Source organism: Variovorax sp. ISS6 (genome assembly GCF_056523145.1).
Genome location: NZ_JAWRZC010000001.1, coordinates 375,305 through 399,478 on the forward strand (window position 1 = coordinate 375,305; position 24,174 = coordinate 399,478).

The following is a 24,174-nucleotide window of genomic DNA, read 5'->3' on the forward strand; positions in this document are numbered from 1 at the left end:
CCCACCCCGGCCCTCCCCCAGCGGGGGAGGGAGAAACACCCAACCCCTCTCTCTTCACAAGGAAACCATGTCTTATCAAAAGCTCCAGTCCGGCAGCACGGGCGCCATCGCCCGGCTCGCCATGCAGGCCGTCGTCTGCCACGGCCCCAAGGACTACCGCCTCGAGACCGTCGACGTACCCGCCATCGGCGCCAACGAACTGCTGATCTCGATCGCGGCCTGCGGCATCTGCGCCTCCGACTGCAAGTGCCACTCGGGCGCGAAGATGTTCTGGGGCGGCGACGGCCAGCCCTCGTGGGTCAAGGCGCCGGTGATCCCGGGCCACGAGTTCTTCGGCTACGTCGAGGCGCTCGGCGAAGGCGCGGCCGAGCACTTCGGCGTGAGCAAGGGCGACCGCGTGATCGCCGAGCAGATCGTGCCCTGCGGCAAGTGCCGCTTCTGCACCTCGGGCAAGTACTGGATGTGCGAGGTGCACAACATCTTCGGCTTCCAGCGCATCGTGGCCGACGGCGGCATGGCCGACTACATGCGGCTGCCGCCGACCGCGCGCGTGCACAGGATCCCCGACGGCATCGCGCTCGAGGACGCGGCCATCATCGAGCCGCTGTCGTGCGCGATCCATACCGTGAACCGCGGCGACATCCAGCTCGACGACGTGGTGGTGATCGCGGGCGCCGGCCCGCTCGGCCTGATGATGACGCAGGTGGCGGCGCTCAAGACGCCCAGGCAGTTGATCGTGATCGACCTCGTGCCCGAACGCCTCGCGCTCGCGAAGCAGTACGGCGCCGACGTCGTGATCAATCCGAAGACGGAGAACGCCGACGCCATCGTCAAGGGCCTGACCGAGGGCTATGGCTGCGACGTCTACATCGAGACCACGGGCGCGCCGATCGGCGTGACGCAGGGCCTGGAGATGATCCGCAAGCTCGGCCGCTTCGTCGAGTTCAGCGTCTTCGGCGCGGAGACCAGCGCCGACTGGTCGATCATCGGCGACCGCAAGGAGCTCGACGTGCGCGGCGCCCACCTCGGGCCCTACTGCTACCCGATCGCCATCGACCTGCTGGCGCGCGGGCTCGTGACCTCCAAGGGCATCGTCACGCACGACTTCCCGCTGACCGAATGGGAGCGCGCCTTCGCGCTCGCCAACTCGCTCGACTCGATCAAGGTGCTGCTCAAGCCGCAGCCGCGGACCGAGCCATGAAGTACGTGATCGGCGTCGACATCGGCACGCAGAGCACCAAGTGCCTGCTGGTCGGCGTCGACGGGCGCGTACGCGCCCAGGCCGGCGTGGCCTACCAGCCCGAGACGCCGAAGCCGCTGTGGGCGCAGCAGGACTGTGCCGTGTGGTTCGACGCCGTGTGCGAGAGCGTGCGCGCCTGCGTCGCGAAGAGCGGCGTCGCGCCCGCCGACATCGCCGCGATGTGCGTGAGCAGCCTCTATGGCGGCGCCGGCATCCCGGTCGACGAGGCCCTGCAGCCGCTGCATCCCTGCCTGATCTGGATGGACCGCCGCGCCACCGCGCAGGTCGATGCGGTGAACGCGACGGTCGACGTCCAGAAACTGCAGGCGATCACGGGCAACGGCGTGGACAGCTACTACGGCTACACCAAGATGCTGTGGATCCGCGAGCACCGGCCCGAGGTGTGGGCGAAGACGCGCTGGTTCCTGCCGCCCAACAGCTACGTCAACTGGCGGCTGACCGGCGAACTCGCGGTCGACCACAGCTCGGCCGGCAACATCGGCGGCGTGTACGACGCGGCGCGGCGCGGCTGGTCCCACGAGGCGCTCCGCATGCTGGGCATTCCGGCGCGCATGATGCCGCCGCGGCTGGTCGAATCGAGCGACGTGGTCGGCGGCCTGAAGGCCGAATGGGCCGCGCGGCTCGGCCTCGCCGAAGGCATGCCCCTGATGGGCGGCGGCGTGGATGCCGCGGTGGCCACCTTCTGCGCGGGCGTGACCGGCAGCGGCGACCATGTCGCGATGATCGGCACCAGCATGTGCTGGGGCTTCGTGAGCCCGGGCGTGGATGCGCGCCACCGGCTCATCGGCATGCCGCATGTGTACCGCGGCGCGGACCGCAGCTACGTGTTCGGCGGCGCGATCGCCGCGGGCGCGGCCGTCACCTGGTTTCGCGACACCTTCTGCCAGGCCGAGCTGGCCGAGGCCGCGCGCACCGGCGAGGACGCGCATGCGCTGATCGAGCGCCAGGCCGTCGACGTGCCGCCCGGCGCGCAGGGCCTGGTGTTCCTGCCCTACCTGATGGGCGAGCGCAGCCCGATCTGGGACGCGCAGGCCAAGGGCGCCTTCATCGGCCTCTCGCTCGCGCACGGCCGTGCCCACCTCTACCGTGCCGTGCTCGAGGGCGTGAGCTTCGCGCTGCAGCACAACATCGAAGCCGGACGCCGCAGCGGCCAGCCGCTGGACCCGCGCCTGATCGTGGTCGGCGGCGCGGCCCACTCCGACCTCTGGATGCAGATCGTGGCCGACATCACCGGCTACCCCGTGTTCACCATCGAGGAAGAGGTCGAGGCCGCCCTCGGCGCGGCGATGCTCGCGGCGCTGGGCGCGGGCCTGGTCGACGCGGCGACGGCCGAACGCGGCTGGGTCACGCTGGTGGAACGCGCAAGGCCCGAGCCCGAGGCGCAGGCGATCTACAGCGAGCGCTTCGAGATCTACAAATCCCTCTACCCGGCCTTGCGCGATGCGATGCACCGCCTCCAATGAACGCTCGCTCCCACATGACCATCACCTTCGATTTCAGCAACCGCAAGGCCCTGGTCACCGGCGCCAGCAGCGGCATCGGCCACGCCGTGGCCACGCAGCTCGCACGATCGGGCGCCACGGTCACCGCCGTGGGACGCAACGCCGAAGCCCTTCGCGAGCTGGCAGCGGAGACCGGCTGCACCCCGCTCGTGCTCGACGTGTCCGATCCGCAAGCCCTCGACCGGGCATTCGCGGAACTGCCCGCCTTCGACCTCGTCGTGAACTGCGCGGGCATCGCGCTGCTCGAACCGGCGCTCGAACTGCAGGCCCACAGCTTCGATGCCGTCATGGCCGTCAATGCGCGTGCCGCCGCGCTGGTCGCCGCGCGCTGCGGCAAGGCGATGGCCGCGGCCGGCGTGCGCGGCAGCATCGTCAATGTCTCGAGCCAGGCCGCGCTGGTCGCGCTCGATGCGCACCTCTGCTACTGCGCCTCGAAGGCCGCGCTCGATGCGATCACGCGCTCGCTGTGCCTCGAGCTCGGGCCGCACGGCATCCGCGTCAACAGCGTCAATCCCACGGTCACGCTCACGCCCATGGCCGAGCAGGCCTGGGCCGATCCGGCCAAGAGCGCGGCCGCCATCGCGGGCATCCCGCTCGGGCGCTTCGCGCGCGTGGAGGAAGTGGTCGCGCCAATCCTCTTTCTATTGAGCGAGGGCGCGTCGATGATCAGCGGCGCATCGCTGCCGGTGGACGGCGGCTACACCATCGCCTGAAACGGCGGCGCTTCAGGCGAAGCGGTTGCCGCCCTCGGCCGGCCCCAGCAGCGCATCGAGGTTGCGGCTGATCTTCTGCTCGATCATTTCGCTGAAGCTGCTGAAGAGGAAGCCCAGCGTGGCATCGAAGGTGAGCGTCTGGGCCGTCACCTCGACCGTGCCGTCGATGCCGGCGCGCGTGAAGGTCGCCACGTCGCGCTCCTCGCCCTCGGTGTAGACGCAATCGAGCCCGAACTCCTGCTCGGCCTGCCGCACCCACTTGCGTGCCACCTGGCGTGCGCGGGCGATGCCCAGGGTGTGTTGGCGTTCGATATGGATGTCAGGCACCGTCGTGTTCTCCGTTGTTGTCGTGGCCGCGGCCGCGCCGCATCTGCAGGATGCCGCTGGCCGTGGCGAGCGCCTGGCGGCGCTCCTCCATGGTCGGCAACCGGCCGATGCGGCGGACCTCAGTGTAAAAGCGCGGCCAGCTCCTGCCCTCGCGTTCGAACAGCGCCTCGAAACTCGGCACCAGGTCGTCGTAGGCGCCCTGCGCGCCGAAGGCCGCGTTGTTGGCGCGCGCCACCCAGCCGTCGTAGGCATGCTGGCGCGGGCCGGCCCAGCCCTCGCGCAGCGCCGCGTAGCGGGCGCGGAAGTCGTCCATCGCGGCCTGCTTCATCGCGGCCACGGCCTTCCAGTCCTGGGCCTTGGCCTCGGGCGATTCGTAGACCCGCGTGAGCGCGCGCCGGGTGTCGAGCGCGAGCGCGCGGAACTGCTGGCGCTGGGCATCGAACTGCGCGTACTCGCGGCGCGCCGGCTCGCCGGCCTCGCGCTGCAGCCACAGCGCGCCGCCGATGCGCTCGACCGCCGTCGCATAGGACTCGTTGAACACCGTGTCGCCCGCCACGTAGAGCACCTGGTGCGCGAGCTCATGGAACACCAGCCGCGCGAGCTCGCCCTCGGGGTAGCCGATGAAGGTCGACAGCAGGGGGTCGCCGCCGGCCCAGTTCATCCAGCCCAGCGTGGAGTAGGCGGGCACCGGGTAGACCGAGACCTCGAGGTCCTGCCGCTTCTGCGCCTCGGCCTCGGCCTTGGCCGCCTCCTCGCTGTAGTAGCCGCGGTAGCCCACGCAGCCCGCCACGGGGAAGCACCAGCTCTTGAGCGTGAGCGAATACGGCGGCGCCGCCACCACGTTCCACACCGCGGCCGCGCGGTGCAGGTCGGCGTAGGCGGTGTAGCTGGGGTTGTCGGGCAGCCCCAGCTCGTCGCTCGCGAAGCGGCGGATGCGCTGCGTGAGCTCGAGCTTGGCCTTGAGCGCCGCGGGCACCGCGGGATCGGCCAGCCAGTCGGGCACCGGCTTGGCGGCGCGCATGATGCCGATGTGGCCGCTGGCCGACTGCCAGTAGTAGCGCAGGTCGGCGCAGCCGCCGAGCAGCAGCGCGCCGGCCAGCGCCACGATGGAGGCGGCCTTCACGCGGCCGCCGCCTGCGCGCCGGCCACGCGCTCGACCTCGACCAGGCAGTCGTAGAAGGTCGGGCCGCGGCCGATGTCGGTCAGGCGCTGGCTCGTGAGCTGGTTGACGTTGGTGCCGTCCATGCCGAGCTTGCGCCACCAGATGCCCATGCCGTTGACCACGCCGGGGCGCGCGCGGCGCGAGACCTCGGCCCGGCAGCGGTGCTCGCCGCGGCCGTTGAACACGCGCACCAGCGCGCCGTCCTCGATGCCGCGCACGGCCGCGTCGTCGGCATGGATCTCGAGCAGCGGCTCGACCTCGATCGCGCGCAGGCTGGTCACGTTGACGAAGGTGGAGTTGAGGAAGTTGCGCGCCGGCGGCGAGATCATCGCGAGCGGGAATTCGGTGGAACTACCCGCCGGCTCCCAGTTGGGCACGTGGTCGGGCAGGCCGTCCATGCCCATGGCCGCCAGGCGCGCGCTGAAGAACTCGCAGCGGCCCGAGGGCGTGGGGAAGCGGCCCTCGGCGAACGGCGCCTCGGCCAGCTTCACGCTGGTGAAGCCCTGCGCCAGCAGCTGCGCGAAGTCGATGCTCCCCTCGGCGAAGGCGGTGCGGCACAGCGACTCGTCGCTCTCGGCGAAGCAGGGCTCGTCGAAGCCCAGGCGGCGCGCCAGCTCGCGGAACACCCAGGCATTGCTGCGCGCCTCGCCGCGCGGCGCCAGGGCCGGGCGGTTCAGCAGCACGTCGGTGTGGCCGTAGCTGCAGTGGATGTCCCAGTGCTCGAGCTGCGTGGTGGCCGGCAGCAGGTAGTCGGCGTAGTCGGCGGTGTCGGTGCGGAACTGCTCGAGCACCACGGTGAACAGGTCCTCGCGCGCGAAGCCCGCCGCCACCTTGGCCGATTCGGGCGCCACCGCCACCGGGTTGCTGTTGTAGACCACGATCGCCTGGATCGGCTTCGCGGTGTCGAGCAGCGCGTCGCCGATGGTGCTCATGTTGATGGTGCGCGGCCGGCGGCCGGCCAGCAGGTCGGGCCGCTGCAGCGCGGCGCGGTCGACCGGGTAGTGGCCCGAGCTGCTCAGCAGCAGCCCGCCCGCGCGGTCGCGCCAGGCGCCCACCAGCGCCGGCAGGCAGGCGACCGCGCGCGCCGCGTTGCCGCCGCCGCGCACGCGCTGCATGCCGTAGTTCAGGCGGATCGCGGCCGGCTTCGTGGTGCCATAGGCCCGGGCCAGCGCCACGATCTGTTCCTCGGGCACGCCGCACACGCGTGCCGCGCGCGCGGGCGGCCATTGCAGCGCGCGTTCGCGCAACTGCTCCCAGCCCAGCGTGTGGTTCGCGATGTAGTCGTGGTCGAGCCAGTCGTGCACGATCAGCTCGTGCATCAGCGCCAATGCCAGCGCGGCATCGGTGCCCGGCAGCAGCGCGATGTGCTCGTCGCACTTGTCGGCGGTCTCGGTGCGCCGCGGGTCGATGCACACCAGCCGCGCACCGGCGCGCCGGGCCGCCTGGGCGTGGCGCCAGAAGTGCAGGTTGCTCGCGATCGAGTTGCTGCCCCAGATCACGATCAGCTTCGCCTCGGCGAAGAACTCGATGCGCATGCCGACCTTGCCGCCCAGCGTGTGGACCATGGCCTCGCCGCCGGCCATCGAGCAGATGGTGCGGTCGAGCAGGCTGGCGCCGAGCTTGTGGAAGAAGCGCCGGTCCATCGATTCGCCCTGCACCAGGCCCATCGTTCCCGCATAGCTGTAGGGGAGAATGCTCTCGGGATCGGCCCGCAATGACCGAAGATGCGCGGCGATGCCGTCGAGCGCGGCCTCCCAGCTCACCGGCTCGAAGCGGCCGCTGCCCTTGGGGCCGACCCGCTTGAGCGGCTGGACCAGCCGTTCGGCATGGTCGTTGCGTTCGATGTAGCGGGACACCTTGGTGCACAGCACGCCGCCCGTGTGCGAATGGGCCGGATTTCCCTGCAGCTTGACCGCCACCCCGTCCTTGACGGTGGTGACGAGCGCGCAGGTGTCCGGGCAGTCGTGGGGGCAGGCGCCGAGCACCGTGGCGGCAGTGGCGGGCGAGGAGTCGTGGGGGGTGTCGTTCGAGGCGTGGGCCATCGGGCGAGTCTAAAGTTTTTAAGGTTTTCGGGGCATGCACGGGGTCCGTCGCATGACGCATGACAGGAGGGGGTTTTCGCCATGATCAATCGCAGGCATTTCTCGCTGGCGGCCGGTGCCGCCACGCTCGGCGGTTTCGCCGCCGTCGCCCGGGCCCAGGGCGATGGCCCGATCGTGCTCGGCCAGTCGGCGCCGTTCACCGGCCCGGCGGCGCAGCTGGGCATCCAGTTCCACCAGGGTGCCAAGGTCTTCCTCGACGCCTACAACGCCCAGTCCGGCCGCCGCCCGGTGCAGATCAAGACGCTCGACGACGGCTACGAGCCCGAGCGCTGCGCCGCCAACACGCAGAAGCTGATCGACGAGGACGTGTTCGCGCTGTTCGGCTACATCGGCACGCCCACCAGCCTGGCGGCGCTGCCGCTGGCGGTGAAGGACAAGGTGCCGTTCGTGGCGCCCTTCACCGGCGCGATGGCGCTGCGCGAGCCCTTCCACAAGAACGTGTTCCACCTGCGCGCCTCGTACAACGACGAGACCGCGCTGATGGTCAGGCAGCTCACCCACCTGGGCCTGAAGAAGATCGCGGTGTTCCACCAGAACGACGCCTACGGCAAGGCCGGCCTCGACGGCGTGACGCTGGCGCTCGCCGAGCAGCAGCTCAAGCCGATCGCGCAGGCCACGGTGGAGCGCAACTCGGCCGAGGTGGCGCCGGCCGTGAAGACGCTGCTGGCGGCGCGGCCCGACGCGGTGGTCCAGGTCGGCGCCTACAAGGCCTGCGCGGCCTTCATCCGCGAGGCGCGCAAGGCCGGCTTCGGCGGCACCTTCTTCAACCTCTCGTTCGTCGGCACCCAGGCGCTGTCGGACGAGCTCGGCAAGGAGGCCGCGGGCGTGCTCGTGACCCAGGTCGTGCCCTCGCCCTACAGCCAGGCCAACGCGATCGCGCGCGAGTTCACCGAGGCGGTGCGCAAGGCCGGCAACGGCGCCAGCGCCAATTTCTCGAGCCTCGAGGGCTATCTCGCGGCCAAGGTGCTGGTCGAGGGCCTGCGCAAGGCGCCCGGCAAGCTGTCGCGCGAGGGGCTGATCACCGGCCTCGAGAGCATCGACCGGCTGCAGCTCGGCGGCTTCGAGGTCTCGTTCTCGGCGAAGAACCACGTGGGCTCGAAGTTCGTCGAGCTCTCGATGCTCACGGGCGACGGCAAGGTGCGGACCTGAAGCGGTCCGCCCGCCTCGAGCGGCTCAGCGCCCGCTGAGCCCGTCGGCGGCCTGGAACATGGCCTGCCGCGCCTGGCTCACGATCTGGCCGCGCCAGGCATCGGTGTCGGTGTAGAAGGCCTCGAGCGTGCGCCGGCGGATCGCGTCCGACAGGTCGGCCGGCGCCTCGGGATGGCGGTGCAGCCAGTGGTCGCCGCGCAGCGCGGTCAGCACGTCGAGCACCGGCACCGTGCCGTACTCCATCGCGATGCCCGTGTACTCGGCCTGCGGGCATTCGTCGTAGACGGCATCCCACATCAGGCCGCGCAGCAGCGCCGAGGTCGAGGAGCCGTCGTAGATCGAGGTGACGGGCGCCGCGTCGGCCTGGCCGGCGCCGTTGCCCCACCAGGCGTTGGCGCGCTCGTAGGCGATCTTGTCGTCGCGGCAGGCGAAGATGCGCTCGCCGATGCCGTTCGGGCCCAGGCCGGTGTGCAGGTCGATCCAGGCCAGCCGGCGCGTGCGCCGCGTATGGCGGCGCAGCACGGCGCGGATCATCCGGTGGCTCCAGGTCGGGGCCTTGCCGCCGAAGAACAGGCCGTCCTCGAACTGGTACTGGCCGCCGCTCACCGCGGTCTGGTAGGCACCGATGCCGTTCTTCTCGATCCAGGCCTGGACCGCGGCCTGGTTCTCGGCCGTGGGCGGCCAGGTGTCGGGCACCAGCAGCGCATGCAGCTCGGCATAGGCGGCATTGACCGGCAGCGGCTGCGTGAAGTCGACGAAGTTGCGGTTCAGGTCGACGTTCTCCTGCGTCACGCGGCGGCCGAACGAGAAGCCGTGCGGATTGAGCGCATGCACGTAGAGCACCGCCACGCCGGCCGAGCGCGCCTTCTCGCGCCACTCGGCGTCGTGCAGCGCGAACACCTGCACGCCGCTGCCGCAGTGGCCTTCCACGCCGTGGCAGCCGCTGCTGAGGATCAGCAGCCGGTCGGCGTCGGGCGCGCCGTCGAAGGCCACGTCGCACGAGAGTTCCTCGCCGTCGCGCCCGCGCATCGGCAGCAGGTGGGGTTCCACGGTCAGGCCCGCGCTCAGGCAGGCCTGCAGGAATTTCTGGCGCGCCTGCGCATAGCGCGGCGCGAATGCCTCGCCGATGCCGATCATTTCCGAGCGGCGCCGGTGGCGAGGAACTGCTCGGCGATCTGCACCCAGCAGGTGGCGCCCAGCGGGATCAGGTCGTCGTTGAAGTCGTAGCTGGCGTTGTGCAGCGTGCACGGGCCCTCGCCGTGGTGCACGTCGCGGTGCGCGCCGTCGCCGTTGCCGATGAAGGCATAGGCGCCGGGCTTGGCCTGCAGCATGAAGGCGAAGTCTTCCGAGGTCATGGCGGCTTCCTGCTTGAGCACGTTCTCGGGGCCGACGATGCCGCCCATCACGCGGCGCGCGAAGTCGGCCTCGGCCTCGGTGTTGATGGTGGGCGGGTAGTAGCGCTCGAAGCGGAACTCGCAGGTGGCGTCGTGCGCCGCGCAGATGTGGTCGCAGATCTGCTTCATGCGCGCCTCGATCATGTCGAGCACCTCGAGCGAGAAGGTGCGCACCGTGCCCGACAGCTCGCAGTTGTCGGGGATCACGTTGTTGGTTTCGCCGGCATGGATGGTGGTGACCGAGATCACGGCCGAGTCGGTCGGCTTCATCTTGCGCGTGAGGATGGTCTGGAAGGCCTGAACGATCTCGCAGGCGATCGGCACCGGGTCGATGCCGGTCTGCGGCAGCGCCGCATGGCCGCCCTTGCCCACCACGTTGACGTAGAACTTGTTGCCCGAGGCCATCACCGGGCCCGGGCTCACCGCGAACTGGCCGGCCTTCATGCCGGGCCAGTTGTGCATGCCGAACACGGCGTCCATCGGGAACTGTTCGAACAGCCCCTCCTTGATCATCTCGCGCGCGCCGCCGCCGCCCTCCTCGGCCGGCTGGAAGATCAGGTAGACGGTGCCGTCGAAGTTGCGGTGCTTCGCCAGATGCTGCGCCGCGGCAAGCAGCATCGCCGTGTGCCCGTCGTGGCCGCAGGCGTGCATCTTGCCGTGGTGCTTGCTCGCATGCGCGAAGGTGTTGAGCTCGGTGACCGGCAGCGCATCCATGTCGGCACGCAGGCCGACCGCGCGGTTGCTGGTGCCGTTCTTGACGATGCCCACCACGCCGGTCGTGCCGAGGCCGCGGTGGATCGGGATGCCCCATTCGGTGAGCTTGCCCGCGACCACGTCGGCGGTGCGGACTTCTTCGAAGCAGAGTTCGGGGTGGGCGTGGAGGTCACGTCGGACGGCGGCGATGCCGGCCGCCTGCGTGACGAGCGAATCGATGAGTTTCATGGCTTGCTCTCAAAACGCCAGTCTATCCACTAAGGCATTTCCGGGCACGTCGGAAAACACCCGATCCCCGGGGCTTCAGTGGCCGTTCTGCCAGAAGCCATGGTGCGGCGCGGCGGCCTCGTCCTCGAGCAGCGGTCCGATCACTTCGATGGGCCGCTGGCCGCGCACGAAAACCTCGCGGCAGGGCAGCGAAAAGGTCGGGTTTTCCGGATGGTCGCCCGTGAGGCCGAGCAGTGCGTGCTCCGACAGCGCATAGACCACGCGGCCGATGTTGGTCCAGTAGATCGCGCCGGCGCACATGCAGCAGGGCTCGGCGCTGGTGTAGAGCGTGCAGCGCGCGAGCGCTTCGGGCGCGAGCAGCCGCGCCGCCTGCGCGGCCGCGACCAGCTCGGCATGCTGCGTGGGATCGCCCTCGGGCGGCATCGAGTTGTTGCCGGCCGTGACGACGACCTCGCCATGCTCGTTCGCCACCAGCGCGGCGAAGGGATGGCGGCCGCGGGCCTTTGATTCCTCGGACAGCGCGATCGTCATGCGCAGCAGTTCGAGGTCGCGCGCAGAGAGGGAGGGAGGTGTGTTCATGTCGGTCGAATTCATTGTGAAGGTCTGGGATCAGTGCGTCGCGGCCGCCGGCGCTTCCTGCTCGGCGGCACCGCGGTTGAGCAGCAGGTTCAGCAGCACCGCCGTGATCGCGGCCAGGAAGATGCCGCTCTCGAGCACCAGCTTGAGCGGCCCGGCGGCCTGCGCGAACAGCGCCGGGAACGACATCGGCAGCACGCCCACGCTGACCGACACCGCCACCACGATCGCATTGCGCGTGCCTTCGAAGCGCACGCGCGAGAGTTCCTGGATGCCCGCCACCGTGGTCATGCCGAACATCACGATCGCGCAGCCGCCGAGCACCGGCCGCGGCACCGAGGCGATCAGGGCACCGAGCTTGGGAAACAGCCCCATGAGCACCATGATCGCGCCGGCCGAGGCCACCACGTAGCGGCTCCTGATGCCCGACAGCGCGATCAGCCCGGTGTTCTGCGTGAAGGCGTTGTACGGAAAGCTGTTGAAGACGCCGCCGATCATGGTCGACAGCCCGTCGGCGCGGAAGGCGTTGCCGAGCGTGGCCGGCGTCGCGGGGCGGCCGACGATCTGGCCGATGGCCAGGCAGTTGCCGGTGGTCTCGGCCATGATGACCATCATCGCGAGCGTCATGATCAGGATCGGTGCCAGCCCGAACGCGGGCAGGCCGAAGGCGAAGGGCGCGCTGAATTCGAACCATGCCGCGTGGCCCACCTGCGCGAAATCGGTGAGCCCGAAGACCGCAGCAATCGCCGTGCCCGCCACCAGCCCGAGCAGCACCGCGAGGTTGCCGACGAAGCCGCCGAAGCGCGCATAGATGCCCAGCGTGATGGCGACGGTGGCGAGGCCCAGCAGCAGGTTCGGCGCGCTGCCGAAGTCCGGTGCGTCGGGGTTGCCGCCGCCGAGCCAGATCGCGGCGGCCGGCATCAGCGAAATGCCGATCACGGTGATCAGGCTGCCGATCACCACCGGCGGGAAGAAGCGCAGCAGCCGGCTGATGGCCGGTGCCAGCAGCACCGTGATCGCGCCGCCCGCGATGACGGCGCCGAACACGTGCGGCAGCCCGTATTCCTTGCCGATCATGATCATCGGCGCCAGCGCGATGAACGAGCAGGCCTGCACCAGCGGCAGCCGCGCGCCGAACCTCCAGAAGCCCAGGGTCTGGATCAGGGTGGCGATGCCCGAGGTCAGCAGGTTGGCGTTGATCAGGGTCACGACCTGCGCGGGCGTGAGGCCGAGCGCGCCGCCCAGGATCAGCGGCACCGCCACCGCGCCCGCGTAGAGCACCAGCACGTGCTGCAGGCCGTAGCTGGCCATCTGCTGCGGGGGCAGCACTTCGTCCACGGGGTGGACGCCGGAAGAAGGGGTCATCGAAAAGTCTCCGCGTTGGTGTTGTGGGTCGGGTCGCGGCCGGATGATCGATTTCCTCCGTCATGGGTCAAAGTTAATATCAATCGTTTTTTTCGATGGAAGACGGACCGTGCGCTATTCGCTGGACCAACTCGAGACCTTGGCGGCCGTGGCGCGCGCCGGTTCCTTCTCGGCGGCGGCGCGCCAGCTCGGCAAGACGCAGTCGACCGTGAGCGCGGCCATCGGCAACCTCGAGGTCGACCTCGGCGTGGCGCTGTTCGACCGCGCGACCAAGATCCCCGCGCTGACCGAGGCCGGCCGCCGCCTGCTGCGCGAGGCCCATGGCGTGCTCGACCGCTGCCTCGCGCTCGAGGGCCATGCGCAAAGCCTCGCCGACGCGGTCGAGCCCAGCCTCACGCTGGCGATCGAGATTCCCTACAACGTGCTGATGCCGGTGTTCTCGGCCTTCGCCGAGCGCTTCCCGCACGTCGACCTCGAGGTGCGGCATCCGCTGCACGGCGACGTCAGCGTGCTGGTGCGCCAGGGCGAGGCGCAGCTGGGCATCGGCTTCGCGCAGCCCGGCTATGCGCGCGAGCTGGCGTTCGTGCAGATGGGCAAGCTGGTGATGGCGCACGTCGCGGCGCGCACGCATCCGCTCGCGGCCCTGCCCACGGTGAGCTTCGGCGAGCTGCACCGGCACCGCCGGCTCGCCTTCAGCGCGCACAGCGAGCGGCTGCCCACCACCGAGTACCTCGACGCCACGCGCTGCTGGCGCGCCGAGAGCTACCTCGCGCTGCTCGAGATGACGCACGCGGGCCTGGGCTGGGCCACGCTGCCGCGCCTGCTGGTGCGGCGCGAACTGGCCGCGGGCGAGCTGGTCGAGCTGCAGCTCGAGGCCTACCCGCACACCGACTGGCTGCTGGGCGTCGACCTGCTGTGGAACAAGGCGCGCCCGCTGGGCCGGGCGGGCGGCTGGCTGCGCGACGAGCTCGCGCGCCTCAAGGTGTCGGAGACCGACAGCGGCGGCCATCCGACCGCTTTCTGAAGCCTCCGGCGCCGAGTTCCGGGACAATGCGCCGCATGTCCCTCACGCTTTCCCCCCGCAGCCTGGAACTGGCCCAGGCCCTGGTGCGCATGAACACCATCAGCGCCAACAGCAACCTCCAGCTGATCGAGCTGGCCCAGTCGCATCTCGCGGCCCTGGGCGTCAAGAGCCGCATCACCTACAACGCCGAACGCACCAAGGCGAACCTGTTCGCCACGCTGGGCGAAGGCAAGCCGGCCGGCGTGATCGTCTCGGGCCACACCGACACGGTGCCCTGGGACGGGCAGGACTGGAGCGTCGATCCGCTCTCGGCCACGGTGCGCGACGGGCGCCTGTACGGCCGCGGCTCGGCCGACATGAAGAGCTTCATCGCGGTGGCACTGGCCAACGCCGAGCGCTTCCTCGCGAGCGAGGCGCCTTTCGCGGTGCACTTCGCCTTCAGCTACGAGGAGGAGATCGGCTGCTTCGGCGTGAAGGAGCTGATCGCCGACATGCGCGACGCGGGCATCAAGCCGCTGGCCTGCATCGTGGGCGAACCCACGAGCATGGTGCCGGCCATCGCGCACAAGGGCGTGTACCGCTACCGGTGCTGCGTGCGCGGCAAGGAGGCGCACTCCTCGCTCACGCCGAAGTCGGTCAACGCCATCGAGATGGCCGCGCGCGTGATCGGCAAGGTGCGCGACATGGCCGAGGGCTTCGAGCGCGAAGAGCCGCGCTACGAGGGCTTCGACGTGCCCTTCAGCACCGCCAGCGTGGGCCAGTTCCACGGCGGCATCGCCGACAACGTGGTGCCGCGCGACGCCGAGTTCCGCTACGAGTTCCGCGACCTGCCGACCGCCGACGCGAAGCGCATGCAGCAGGAGGTGCTGGCCTATGCGGGCTCGCTCGAGCCGGCGATGAAGAAGGTCGCGCCCGAGGCAGGCTTCAGCTTCGACACCATCTGCGAGATCCCGAGCTTCCTCGGCAGCGCGAACGACGCGATCACCAAGCTGGCCCAGCGGCTCTCGGGCGAGGAGCGCACCACGCTGGTGGCCTTCGGCACCGAGGCGGGCCTGTTCAAGAACGCCGGCATCCCCACCGTGGTGTGCGGCCCCGGCAGCATCGAGCAGGCGCACCAGCCCGACGAGTACGTGAGCCTCGAGCAGCTCGCACGCTGCGAACTCTTCATGCACCGCCTGGCGTCCTCGCCGGCCATCGGCTGAACAGGCGCTCGTTGACGACCCCGGCGGCCGAGAGCGACGACGCGCTGCGGCGCATGAAGCGCGTGGCGCTGGGCCTGCTGTGCGCAGCCGCGGCGCTCTATGCGGTCGCCACGGTGCTGCACGACCGGCATCCGGTGTTCGGCTACCTCGCGGCCTTCGCCGAGGCCGCGATGGTCGGCGCCATCGCCGACTGGTTCGCGGTGGTGGCGCTGTTCCGCCATCCGCTGGGGCTGCCGATCCCGCACACCGCGATCATCCCGAGCAACAAGGACCGCATCGGCGCCAAGCTCGCGGGCTTCATCTGCAACAACTTCCTGAGCACCGCGCAGGTGCTCGCGAAGCTGCGCGAGTTCGATCCGGCCGGCCGCATGGCCGAATGGCTCGCGCGGCCGGCCAGTGGCGAGCGGCTCGGCGAATGGGGCGTGGCGGCCACGCGCTACGGGCTCTCGGCCTTCGACGACGCGCGCGTGCGCGACTTCATCGGCAAGGCCGCGGCCGCCGGGCTCGAGAAGATCGACCTGTCGCAGCTCATGGGCCAGACGCTGGGCGCGCTGACCGCGGGCGGGCGCCACCAGGCGCTGCTCGACGGGGTGCTCGAACAGATCGCGGGCGTGCTCGACGGCGAGGAGGTGCAGGCGCACATCACGGAGGCGATCGCGCGCGAGATCAAGACGCTGCGCTTCGTGGGCCTCGACCAGGTGGCGGCGCGCCTGGCCACGCGCAAGATCGTGGCGGCCGTGGCCCACACCATCGCCGAGCTCGCGGCCGAGCCCGAACACCCCATGCGGCGGCGCTTCGATCATTTCGTCGACGACTTCATCGTGCGGCTGCAGCACGACCCCGAGTTCCATGCGCGCGGCGAGCGCATCCGCGCCGAGCTGATCGCGCACCCGGCGCTGGGCGACTACCTGCACGGGCTGTGGGGCGAGCTGCTGGCCTGGCTGCACGAGGACCTCGGCCGCGGCGATTCGACGATCCGCCGGCGCATCGCGTCGATGGCCGCCGCGCTCGGCCAGCGGCTGCAAGGCGACGAGGCGATCCGGCGCTGGATCAACGAGCAGATCGAGGCCGCGGCGCCGCTCGCGATCGAGCGCTACCGCGAGGACATCCGGCGCTACATCGTGGAACGCGTGGCGCAGTGGAACACCGAGGAGATGACGGCCGAGCTCGAGCGCAACATCGGGCGCGACCTGCAGTTCATCCGCGTCAACGGCACGCTGGTGGGCGGGCTCGTGGGGCTGCTCATCCACGCGGCGACGCAGCTGCTGCGCGCCTGAGCGGCGAGCCTCAGAAGGTGTGAAGGAACCGTCGCGAGCGCCCCGAGGTCGCGTCGAGGACCGGAGCCGTACTGACGTACGGCGAGGACCGCAGATACGAGATCGGGGCGCGCAGCAGGTTCATTCACACCTTCTCAGCCGGCGCGCTGCTGCGCGATCACCAGCAGCCCGTCCATGATCAGGCTCTCGACCAGCTCGAAGTGGCCGTTCATCACGGGCGCCATCTTCCAGCCCGCGCCGCCGGTCATGTAGCAGGCCGGCTCGGCGCCGCAGTGCGAGCGCACGTGCTGCACCATGCGCTCGACCGCGCCGGCGATGGCGTAGGTGCCGCCGCTGGTCAGCGCGTCGCTGGTGTTGGTGGGGAATTCGCGCACCTCGCCGGTGGGCACGTGCAGGCCCGCGGTGCCCGACTCGAGCGCGCGCAGCATGATGCCGTGGCCCGGCAGGATCAGGCCGCCGAGGAACTTGCCGTCGGCATCGACGGCCTCGACGGTGACGGCGGTGCCGATCAGCACCACCACCATCGGCCGCGGCGCGCCTTCGCCCAGCATGCGGTGGCGCGCGCCGATCATGGCGACCCAGCGGTCGGCGCCGAGGCGCGTGGGATGGTCGTAGCCGTTGACGATGCCGGCCTCGGCGAGGCTGGGCATGACCCAGCGTGGCGTGCAGTCGAAGCGCTCGACCACCTGCTCCTCGGCACGGCGGCGCAGTGCGTCGCCGGCCACGACGCAGCCGAGCATGCTCGACGGCGATGGAAGATCGGCCCAGGGGCCGTCGGCGAGCCGCTCGATGTGATCGAGGAACTCGGCACCCTGCGCCAGCAGGGCGGCGCCGGGGCGAGCCGCATCGTAGAGCGCCCACTTGAGGCGCGTGTTGCCGATGTCGATCGCGAGGAAGGGAGCGGTGGCTGCGGACATGCGCGGCATTATTGCGACTTTGTGACTATTCCTGCTGTCGCGGTGTTGTCGATCGCGGTCGGGGACTACGCGGGGCGCCCATGGCGCGCCGCTACATTCGCGGATTCCATCGACCACCCGATCAAGGAGAGAACCATGGGATTGCTGAGTTTCATCAAGGAAGCGGGCGAGAAGCTGTTCGGCGGCTCGTCGGCCCAGGCGGCCGAACCCGATGCCAACGACAAGGCCGCGGCCGCCATCAAGACCTACATCGAGACGCAGAACCTCGGCCTCACGAACCTCGTCGTGACCTATGTCGCGAGCACCGGCATCGTGACGCTCGCGGGCAATGCGCCCTCGCAGGAAGCCAGCGAGAAAGCCTCGCTCGCGGCCGGCAACGTGGCCAACGTGACGAGCGTGGAGAACAACCTGGTCGCCCCCGCCGCACCACCCGCGCAGTACCACGACGTGGTCAAGGGCGACACGCTGTCGGCCATCTCCAAGAAGTACTACGGCGACGCCAACAAGTACAACGCGATCTTCGAGGCCAACAAGCCGATGCTGTCGCATCCGGACAAGATCTATCCGGGGCAGAAGCTGCGGATTCCGCCGTTGAACTGATCTTTCGCGACTCGTACAGGAAAAGGCCTGCGGCTTGCCCGCGGGCCTTTTTACTTGGGCTCGACGACTTGCCGAATGTCGCCTCAATAGCAACAATCGTCGCCCAATGAGCAACGATTCTTCCTTGATGGACCTGCTGTTCCCCGCCGCGCGGCAGCGCGTGCTGGCGGTGCTGCTGCTGCAGCCGCAGTCCGCATTCCATCTGCGCGAACTGGCGCGCCTGACCGACAGCCATGCGGGCACGCTCGCGCGCGAGGTGGACAAGCTGGCGCGCACCGGCCTGCTCAAGCGCAGCGAACAAGGCAACCAGGTGCGCTACAACGCCGACACCCGCCATCCCCTGTTCGAGGACCTCGCGGCGATGTTTCGCAAGACACATGGCGTGGTGCCTGCCGTGCGCGAAGCGCTGGCACCGCTGGATGCGCAGATCCGGTTCGCGCTGGTGTTCGGCTCGATCGCGCGCGGCACGCCGTCTCCGGGCAGCGACGTGGACCTGCTCGTGCTGGGCAGCGTCGACTTCATGACGCTCGCGCAGGCGGTGTTCCCCCTGCACGCGACGCTGGGCCGCGAAGTGAACACGGTGCTCTACACAACCGAGGAATTTGCACGGCGCGCACGCGCCGGCGATGCCTTCGCACGCGACATACTCGCCAAACCCAAACTGCTCGTGAAGGGAGGAGCGGATGAGCTTGCAGAACTTGCAGGCGATCGGGCGGCTGCAGGTCCATCAGTCTGACGCCGCGGGCATCGCCAAGCTGCTTCAGGCGGCGCGTCGCAACCTGGCCGACGCGCATGTCGCACAGGTCAGCACCGACAACCGCTTCGATGCGGCCTACAAGTGCATCATGCAATGCGCGATCCTGGGCCTGTGGGCCAATGGCTACCGCACGGCCACCAGCCAACCGGGCCATCACCAGACGGCCATCCAGAGCCTGGGGCTGACGATCGGCGTGGCGCAACCGGACATCATCGTGCTCGATGCGCTGCGCCGGCAACGCAACGTGAGCGACTACGAGGGCGATCCGATCTCCAGCGCCGCGCTGCAGGCCTGCATCGAACAGGCCGCGCGATTGCTGGCCGGTGCCGAGGGTTGGCTACGCGCCCATCGGCCCGATCTGCTGTCCCCTTAGCAGCTCAGTTCTGCTTCCAGGACAGCCCCCGCTTGCGCCACCCACCGACCTGCCCCCGGTGCCCGCTCTCATCGGGATTCCCCTCGAACCCCTCGAGGATGTTGTAAGCCTCCACCCCCAATTCAGTCGCCCGCTTCGCCGCCGCGATCGAACGCACGCCGCTGCGGCACAGCAGCACCAGCTTCTTCCCACCCTCGGCCGCGGTTCGCACGCCTTCGTCGAAGCCCGGGTTCAGCGCCATCCCCGGCCACTGCTTCCACGCCAGCGGCACCGCGCCCGGCACGAAGCCGACCCACTCGCGCTCGGCGTCGGTGCGCACGTCGACCAGCACGGCCTCGCCGCTGGCCATCCATTGCGCCGCCTGTTCGGGCGTCACGTCGCCGGCATAGCCTTTTTCACCCACGGGTTCGGTCATCTTCTGCATTCCTTCCAATTCGTTCGATGGCAAGAGGGTTCCCACGAAGCGGCGGCCATCTTTACCGGTCCCGGTGGCCGCCGGATGGTGGAATTTTTCACCGGTTCGTGAAAACCCTGTTTGTCGTGTTTTGCTGCGCGCCAAAGATGGCGGCTTGGGCCTGTCAACCATAACTCCAAGACGGCGGCCTGGGATTTCCCCAGTCAGACCTATGGAGAGAGACAACATGACAGACAGCAAACCGACCCGCCGTCGCAGCCTGCTCAAGGGCGCCGCGGTGGCCGCAGGCGCCATGTCGGCGCCGATGGTCGCCATGGCCCAGACCACCACCCTGCGCTTCCAGAGCACCTGGCCGGCCAAGGACATCTTCCACGAGTACGCGCAGGACTACGCCAAGAAGGTCAACGACATGGCCGGCAGCCGCCTCAAGATCGAGGTGCTGCCCGCGGGCTCGGTGGTGCCGGCCTTCCAGCTGCTCGACGCCGTCGCCAAGGGCACGCTCGACGGCGGCCATGGCGTGGTCGCCTACTGGTACGGCAAGAACTCCGCGCTCGCGCTCTGGGGTTCGGGCCCGGGCTACGGCATGGACGCCAACATGATCCTGGCCTGGCACACCTACGGCGGCGGCAAGGCGCTGATGGACGAGATCTACAAGAGCCTCAACCTCGACGTGGCCTCGTACCTCTACGGCCCGATGCCGACGCAGCCGCTGGGCTGGTTCAAGAAGCCGGTGGCCAAGGCCGAGGACATGAAGGGCCTGAAGTTCCGCACCGTGGGCCTCGCGGTCGACGTGTTCACCGACATGGGCGCGGCCGTGAACCCGCTGCCCGGCGGCGAGATCGTGCCCGCGCTCGACCGCGGCCTGATCGACGCGGCCGAGTTCAACAACGCCTCGAGCGACCGCGTGCTGGGCTTCCCCGACGTGGCCAAGAACTGCATGCTGCAGAGCTTCCACCAGTGCGGCGAGCAGTTCGAGGTGCTGTGGAACGGCCCCAAGCTGCGCGCGCTGCCGCCCGAGCTCAAGGCCGTGATCGAGTACGCGACCCAGGCCGCGAGCGCCGACATGAGCTGGAAGGCGATCGACCGCAATTCCAAGGACTACGAGGAACTCAAGAAGAGCGGCATCAAGTTCTACAAGACGCCCGACTCGGTGCTGCGCGCGCAGCTCGCCTCGTGGGACAAGACCATCGCGAAGAAATCGGCCGAGAACCCGCTGTTCAAGAAGGTGCTCGACTCGCAGCGCGCCTTCGCCGAGCGCGCCGGCCAGTGGCAGAACGACTACTCGGTCGATTTCAAGATGGCCTACAACCACTACTTCGGACGGCAGGCGAAGAAGACCTGAGCGGGTCTTCCGGCCAGAGAAAGAACGCGAGGGCACCCCGAGGCGGGTGCCCTCTTCTCATTCCCGATTTCGCCCGGCGCGGGCCGCGCACGACGCGCGCCGCGCCCGGCGAGGAGTTCGTCCCGATGCAATCCTTCCTGTTGGCGGTCGACCGGTTCTCGACGTGGATCGGCAAGACTTTCGCCTGGTGTGCCCTGCTGCTCACGCTGCTGATCAGCTGGGAGGTGTTCTCGCGCTACGTGCTCAACCGGCCGCATGCCTGGGTGCTCGACGCGCAGATCATGCTCTACGGCGCCATGTTCATGACCGCCGGGGCCTACACGCTCTCGAAGAACGGCCACGTGCGCGGCGACGTGCTCTACGGCTTCTTCATGCCGCGCACGCAGGCGCTGGTCGACCTGGTGCTCTACATCGTCTTCTTCCTGCCCGGCATCGTCGCGCTGACCTGGGCCGGCTGGATCTACGCGAGCGAGGCGCTCGCGATCCGCGAGCAGACCTTCTCGGCCGAGCCGCTGCCGCTGTACCCGTTCAAGTTCATCATCCCGCTCGCGGGCTTCACGCTGCTCCTGCAGGGCATCGTCGAGATCATCCGCTGCGTGCAGTGCATCCGCGACGGCGCCTGGCCCTCGCGCGAGCAGGACGTCGAGGAGGTCAACGTCGAGAAGCTCAAGGAGATGGTGCACGTGAAGGACGCCGACATCGCCGCGCTCGACCGCGTGGTGGTCGCCAACGAGGCACGGGAGGGCGCGCGATGAAGATCCGCCGCGAACTCTGGTTCGGCCTCACCTTCATGGCGCTGATCGTGATCGCCGGCGCCGCCATGCTGCTGAGCGCCGAGACCATCACCAACGGCCACCTGGGCCTCTTGATGCTGTCGCTCGTGGTGGTGGCGATCATGCTGGGCTTCCCCACCGCCTTCACGCTGATGGGCATGGGCATGCTCTTCACCTTCCTGGCCTACGAGCGCGACTGGCACCGCACGCTCGACCTGATGGTGCAGTCGGCCTACAAGACCATGGCCAACGACGTGCTGATCGCCGTGCCGCTGTTCGTCTTCATGGGCTACCTGGTCGAGCGCGCCAACCTGATCGAGTCGCTGTTCAAGAGCCTGCACCTCGCGCTCGCGCGGCTGCCGGGCGCGCTCGCGGTCGCCACGCTCGTGACCTGCACCATCTTCGCGACCGCCACCGGCATCGTCGGCGCGGTGGTCACGCTGATGGGCCTCTTGGCGCTGCCCGCGATGCTGCGCGGCGGCTACAGCGTGCCGCTGGCCGCGGGCGCGATCACGGCGGGCGGCTGCCTCGGCATCCTGATACCGCCCTCGGTGCTGCTGATCGTCTATGGCGCCACCGCCGGCGTGTCGGTGGTGCAGCTCTACGCGGGCGCCTTCTTCCCGGGCCTGATGCTGGCCGGCCTCTACGTGCTCTACGTGATCCTGATCGCGAAGCTCAAGCCGCAGTGGGCACCGCCGCTGTCGGCCGCCGAGCGCGTGGTGCCGCTGCCGCCGCTGACGCAGCGGATCGCCGCCAGCCCGTCGGCGCATGCGCTGCTGGGCCTGCTCAAGGGCAAGCGCAATGCCGAGGTGCCGCTCTCGCACGTGCTCAGGCAGCTCGGCATCGTGGCGCTGCCCGCCGTCGTCTACGCGCTGCTGGCGCTGGGCAGTTACAAGGCCGTGACCACGGTCGAGGCCGAGGCGCGCTACGAGATCGAAGAGATCGGTGCATCTCGAAGCAGCAGCAGCGGCGCCAGCTCGAGCGGCTTGCAGGAACCTCCCGCCGAAGGTGGCCTGCAGGAGCCGCCGAGCGAAGGCGGACTGCAGGAACCGCCGGGCGAGGAGCCCGCGGCCGGCGCCGTCGCCGAACCGCCGGGCGCCGAAGCACCACCGGCAGCGCCCGCGCCCGCCGCCGAGACCGCGCAGACCGCGCCGGCCGGTGCCACCACCAAGCCGCCGCCCACCTGGTGGGTCGCGACCTTCTCGGTGCTGGGCGCGCTCACGGCGCTGTTCTACCTGTTCCTGAGCTTCGCGCGGCTCGAGATCTTCAAGATGCTGCTGGCCTCCTTCTTCCCGCTGGTGCTGCTGATCCTCTCGGTGCTGGGCTCGATCGTGCTGGGCCTGGCCACGCCCACCGAGGCCGCGGCCATGGGCGCGCTCGGCGGCATGCTGCTGGCGGCCGCCTACCGGCGGCTCAACCTCGCGGTGCTCAAGGAGTCGGTGTTCCTCACCGCCAAGACCTCGGCGATGGTGTGCTGGCTGTTCGTGGGCTCGGCCATCTTCTCGGCCGCCTTCGCGCTGCTCGGCGGCCAGGCGCTGGTCGAGGAATGGGTGCTGAGCATGAACCTCACGAAGGTGCAGTTCCTGCTGCTGAGCCAGGTGATCATCTTCCTGCTCGGCTGGCCGCTCGAGTGGACCGAGATCATCGTGATCTTCATGCCGATCTTCATCCCGCTGCTCGACAACTTCGGCGTCGATCCGCTGTTCTTCGGCCTGCTGGTGGCGCTGAACCTGCAGACCGCCTTCCTGTCGCCGCCAGTGGCGATGGCGGCCTTCTACCTCAAGGGCGTGAGCCCGCCGCATGTCACGCTGAACCAGATCTTCCTCGGCATGCTGCCCTTCATGGGCATCCAGATCCTCGCGATCTTCCTGCTCTACATGTGGCCGCAGATCGGCCTGTGGCTGCCGCAGCTGCTCTACAAGTGAAAACGACGGCGGAGGGGAAACGCATGGCGGCGGCCGACCACCGGCCGCCGCCATGCGCGCGGTCTCACTCGCCTTCGATCTTCGCGGACTCGACCACCTTGCCCCAGCGCAGGTACTCGGCCTTGCTGTAGTCGGCGAGCTTCTGCGGATTCATGTAGTCGGCCGTGGCGCCGAGCTCGGCGGCCTTCTGCTGGAAGGCCGGCGTGGCCACCACCTTGGCGATCTCGGCGCTGAGCTTGTCGATCACGGGCTGCGGCGTCTTCGCGGGCGCGAACACCGCGAACCACGAGGTCGCGTCGAGGTTCGGCAGCCCGACCTCGGCCGCGGTCGGCACGTTGGGCAGCGAGGCCACGCGCGCCTTGCCGGTGACGGCCACCGCGCGCAGCTTGCCCGACTGGATGAAGGGCATGAACGGCGGCGGCGTGCCGAAGGTCATGTCGACCTGCGCGCCCAGCAGGTCCTGCAGCGCCGGGCCGGTGCCCTTGTAGGGGATGTGCGTGAGCTGGATGCCGGCCTGCTGCTCGAGCATGGCGCCGGTCACGTGCTGCAGCGAACCCGGGCCCGAGGAGGCATAGGTCAGCTTGCCCGGGTTGGCCTTGGCATAGGCGATCAGCTCGGCCATGGTCTTCACCGGCAGGCCCTCGCGCACCACCACCACCTGCGGCGCGCTCAGCACGTTGGCCACGGCGCGGAAGTCCTCGGGCACCCACTGCGCCTTCTGCTTCGTGACGTGGGGCGAGATCACGTGGTAGCCCGAGTACTGCATCAGCAGCGTGTGGCCGTCGGCCTCGGCGCGCTTGACCGCCACCGCCGCGATCACGCCGCTGGCGCCGCCGCGGTTGTCGACCACCACCGGCTGGCCCAGCGCCTTGCCCAGCGGGTCGGCGAGCATGCGCCCCGCGATGTCGGTGGTGCCGCCGGCGGCCGTGGGCACCAGCATCGTGATCGGCTTGGAGGGATAGGTCTGGGCCATGGCCGGGCCGGCGAGCAGCGCGGCCGCGGCCAGCGCGGCGATGAAGCGAAGGGGTTGCATGCGAATGTCTCCTGGTCTTGTGGATGAAAGGGAAGGGAAGCGA

23 protein-coding genes are annotated in these 24,174 nt (G+C 69.6%); 13 read left to right on the top strand and 10 right to left on the bottom strand.

The genetic code is table 11. The features are described 5' to 3' along the window. Positions 1-67 precede the first annotated feature (67 nt). From AC1HIL_RS01690 to AC1HIL_RS01700, 3 genes are read left to right on the top strand one after another with little or no spacing between them, the layout of a single operon-like run. Positions 68-1,201, top strand: a complete 1,134-nt coding sequence (locus tag AC1HIL_RS01690) for an alcohol dehydrogenase catalytic domain-containing protein (RefSeq protein WP_479671005.1) — start codon at positions 68-70, stop codon at positions 1,199-1,201. Continuing rightward, positions 1,198-2,724, top strand: a complete 1,527-nt coding sequence (locus AC1HIL_RS01695; RefSeq protein WP_479671006.1) for an FGGY-family carbohydrate kinase — start codon at positions 1,198-1,200, stop codon at positions 2,722-2,724. The genes AC1HIL_RS01690 and AC1HIL_RS01695 overlap by 4 nt, the downstream gene beginning before the upstream one ends. Before the next feature lie 14 nt (positions 2,725-2,738). Continuing rightward, complete coding sequence (locus AC1HIL_RS01700; RefSeq protein WP_479672462.1) at positions 2,739-3,476, top strand: SDR family oxidoreductase; 738 nt, start codon at positions 2,739-2,741, stop codon at positions 3,474-3,476. A gap of 12 nt (positions 3,477-3,488) precedes the next feature. Here AC1HIL_RS01700 and AC1HIL_RS01705 read toward each other — a convergent pair whose 3' ends face one another. Genes AC1HIL_RS01705 through AC1HIL_RS01715 form a run of 3 tightly spaced genes read right to left on the bottom strand, consistent with a single transcriptional unit; the run spans position 3,489 to position 7,007 of the window. Beyond that, a complete protein-coding gene (locus AC1HIL_RS01705) occupies positions 3,489-3,803 on the bottom strand; it encodes a polyhydroxyalkanoic acid system family protein (RefSeq protein WP_057592553.1) in 315 nt (104 codons plus the stop codon). Next, a complete protein-coding gene (locus AC1HIL_RS01710) occupies positions 3,796-4,926 on the bottom strand; it encodes an aminopeptidase (protein WP_479671007.1) in 1,131 nt (376 codons plus the stop codon). Before AC1HIL_RS01710 ends, AC1HIL_RS01705 begins: the two co-directional genes overlap by 8 nt. Continuing rightward, positions 4,923-7,007: a molybdopterin-containing oxidoreductase family protein gene (locus AC1HIL_RS01715; RefSeq protein ID WP_479671008.1), complete on the bottom strand. Its 2,085-nt coding sequence runs from the start codon at positions 7,005-7,007 to the stop codon at positions 4,923-4,925. Before AC1HIL_RS01715 ends, AC1HIL_RS01710 begins: the two co-directional genes overlap by 4 nt. An 81-nt stretch (positions 7,008-7,088) precedes the next feature. Between AC1HIL_RS01715 and AC1HIL_RS01720 the strand changes: the two genes are divergently transcribed. Further along, entirely contained in the window at positions 7,089-8,216 is a 1,128-nt protein-coding gene (locus AC1HIL_RS01720; protein WP_261212315.1) for an ABC transporter substrate-binding protein, read from the top strand. 24 nt (positions 8,217-8,240) lie between these two features. On the opposite strand, the gene AC1HIL_RS01725 is transcribed toward AC1HIL_RS01720, so the two are convergent. The 4 genes from AC1HIL_RS01725 to AC1HIL_RS01740 all read right to left on the bottom strand — a co-directional run bounded on the left by AC1HIL_RS01725 (position 8,241) and on the right by AC1HIL_RS01740 (position 12,493). Beyond that, positions 8,241-9,353, bottom strand: a complete 1,113-nt coding sequence (locus AC1HIL_RS01725; protein ID WP_413762137.1) for a M14 family metallopeptidase — start codon at positions 9,351-9,353, stop codon at positions 8,241-8,243. Further along, a complete protein-coding gene (locus AC1HIL_RS01730) occupies positions 9,350-10,552 on the bottom strand; it encodes a M20 aminoacylase family protein (protein WP_479671009.1) in 1,203 nt (400 codons plus the stop codon). The genes AC1HIL_RS01725 and AC1HIL_RS01730 overlap by 4 nt, the downstream gene beginning before the upstream one ends. A 75-nt stretch (positions 10,553-10,627) precedes the next feature. Further along, positions 10,628-11,131 carry a deaminase gene (locus AC1HIL_RS01735; RefSeq protein WP_412179375.1) on the bottom strand — a complete coding sequence of 168 codons (504 nt, stop codon included), beginning with the start codon at positions 11,129-11,131 and terminating at the stop codon, positions 10,628-10,630. Between the two features lie 30 nt (positions 11,132-11,161). After that, complete coding sequence (locus AC1HIL_RS01740) at positions 11,162-12,493, bottom strand: nucleobase:cation symporter-2 family protein (RefSeq protein ID WP_479671010.1); 1,332 nt, start codon at positions 12,491-12,493, stop codon at positions 11,162-11,164. Positions 12,494-12,602: 109 nt separating this feature from the next. On the opposite strand from AC1HIL_RS01740, the gene AC1HIL_RS01745 reads away from it, so the two are divergent. The 3 genes from AC1HIL_RS01745 to AC1HIL_RS01755 are packed head-to-tail and all read left to right on the top strand — an operon-like array spanning position 12,603 to position 15,996. Next, positions 12,603-13,517 (top strand): LysR family transcriptional regulator, encoded by a 915-nt coding sequence (locus tag AC1HIL_RS01745; RefSeq protein ID WP_057592561.1) that lies wholly within the window; start codon positions 12,603-12,605, stop codon positions 13,515-13,517. Positions 13,518-13,552: 35 nt separating this feature from the next. Then, positions 13,553-14,719, top strand: a complete 1,167-nt coding sequence (argE, locus tag AC1HIL_RS01750; protein ID WP_261212308.1) for an acetylornithine deacetylase — start codon at positions 13,553-13,555, stop codon at positions 14,717-14,719. Positions 14,720-14,730: 11 nt separating this feature from the next. Continuing rightward, a complete protein-coding gene (locus AC1HIL_RS01755) occupies positions 14,731-15,996 on the top strand; it encodes a DUF445 domain-containing protein (RefSeq protein WP_479671011.1) in 1,266 nt (421 codons plus the stop codon). A 134-nt stretch (positions 15,997-16,130) separates the two neighbouring features. Here the strand turns inward: AC1HIL_RS01755 and AC1HIL_RS01760 are convergent, their stop codons facing one another. Next, positions 16,131-16,913: a type III pantothenate kinase gene (locus AC1HIL_RS01760; protein ID WP_057592596.1), complete on the bottom strand. Its 783-nt coding sequence runs from the start codon at positions 16,911-16,913 to the stop codon at positions 16,131-16,133. 135 nt (positions 16,914-17,048) lie between these two features. Here AC1HIL_RS01760 and lysM point away from each other — a divergent pair, with 135 nt between their 5' ends. From lysM to AC1HIL_RS01775, 3 genes are all read left to right on the top strand, one after another. Continuing rightward, positions 17,049-17,513, top strand: a complete 465-nt coding sequence (gene lysM / locus AC1HIL_RS01765; protein WP_057592562.1) for a peptidoglycan-binding protein LysM — start codon at positions 17,049-17,051, stop codon at positions 17,511-17,513. A 106-nt stretch (positions 17,514-17,619) separates the two neighbouring features. Beyond that, positions 17,620-18,249, top strand: a complete 630-nt coding sequence (locus AC1HIL_RS01770; protein ID WP_261212305.1) for a nucleotidyltransferase domain-containing protein — start codon at positions 17,620-17,622, stop codon at positions 18,247-18,249. Next, positions 18,197-18,643 carry a DNA-binding protein gene (locus tag AC1HIL_RS01775; protein ID WP_479671012.1) on the top strand — a complete coding sequence of 149 codons (447 nt, stop codon included), beginning with the start codon at positions 18,197-18,199 and terminating at the stop codon, positions 18,641-18,643. Before AC1HIL_RS01770 ends, AC1HIL_RS01775 begins: the two co-directional genes overlap by 53 nt. Positions 18,644-18,647: 4 nt before the next feature. Here AC1HIL_RS01775 and AC1HIL_RS01780 read toward each other — a convergent pair whose 3' ends face one another. Then, the gene (locus AC1HIL_RS01780) at positions 18,648-19,058 is read right to left on the bottom strand and encodes a rhodanese-like domain-containing protein (protein WP_479672463.1); all 411 of its coding nucleotides are present in this window, start codon (positions 19,056-19,058) and stop codon (positions 18,648-18,650) included. Between the two features lie 226 nt (positions 19,059-19,284). On the opposite strand from AC1HIL_RS01780, the gene AC1HIL_RS01785 reads away from it, so the two are divergent. From AC1HIL_RS01785 to AC1HIL_RS01795, 3 genes are all read left to right on the top strand, one after another. Further along, the gene (locus AC1HIL_RS01785) at positions 19,285-20,400 is read left to right on the top strand and encodes a TRAP transporter substrate-binding protein (protein WP_479671013.1); all 1,116 of its coding nucleotides are present in this window, start codon (positions 19,285-19,287) and stop codon (positions 20,398-20,400) included. 125 nt (positions 20,401-20,525) lie between these two features. Beyond that, the gene (locus AC1HIL_RS01790) at positions 20,526-21,155 is read left to right on the top strand and encodes a TRAP transporter small permease subunit (RefSeq protein ID WP_479671014.1); all 630 of its coding nucleotides are present in this window, start codon (positions 20,526-20,528) and stop codon (positions 21,153-21,155) included. Next, on the top strand, positions 21,152-23,098 hold the full coding sequence (locus tag AC1HIL_RS01795) for a TRAP transporter large permease (RefSeq protein ID WP_479671015.1): 1,947 nt from the start codon (positions 21,152-21,154) through the stop codon (positions 23,096-23,098). The genes AC1HIL_RS01790 and AC1HIL_RS01795 overlap by 4 nt, the downstream gene beginning before the upstream one ends. A gap of 64 nt (positions 23,099-23,162) precedes the next feature. On the opposite strand, the gene AC1HIL_RS01800 is transcribed toward AC1HIL_RS01795, so the two are convergent. Continuing rightward, entirely contained in the window at positions 23,163-24,131 is a 969-nt protein-coding gene (locus AC1HIL_RS01800; protein ID WP_479671016.1) for a Bug family tripartite tricarboxylate transporter substrate binding protein, read from the bottom strand. Positions 24,132-24,174 lie beyond the last annotated feature (43 nt).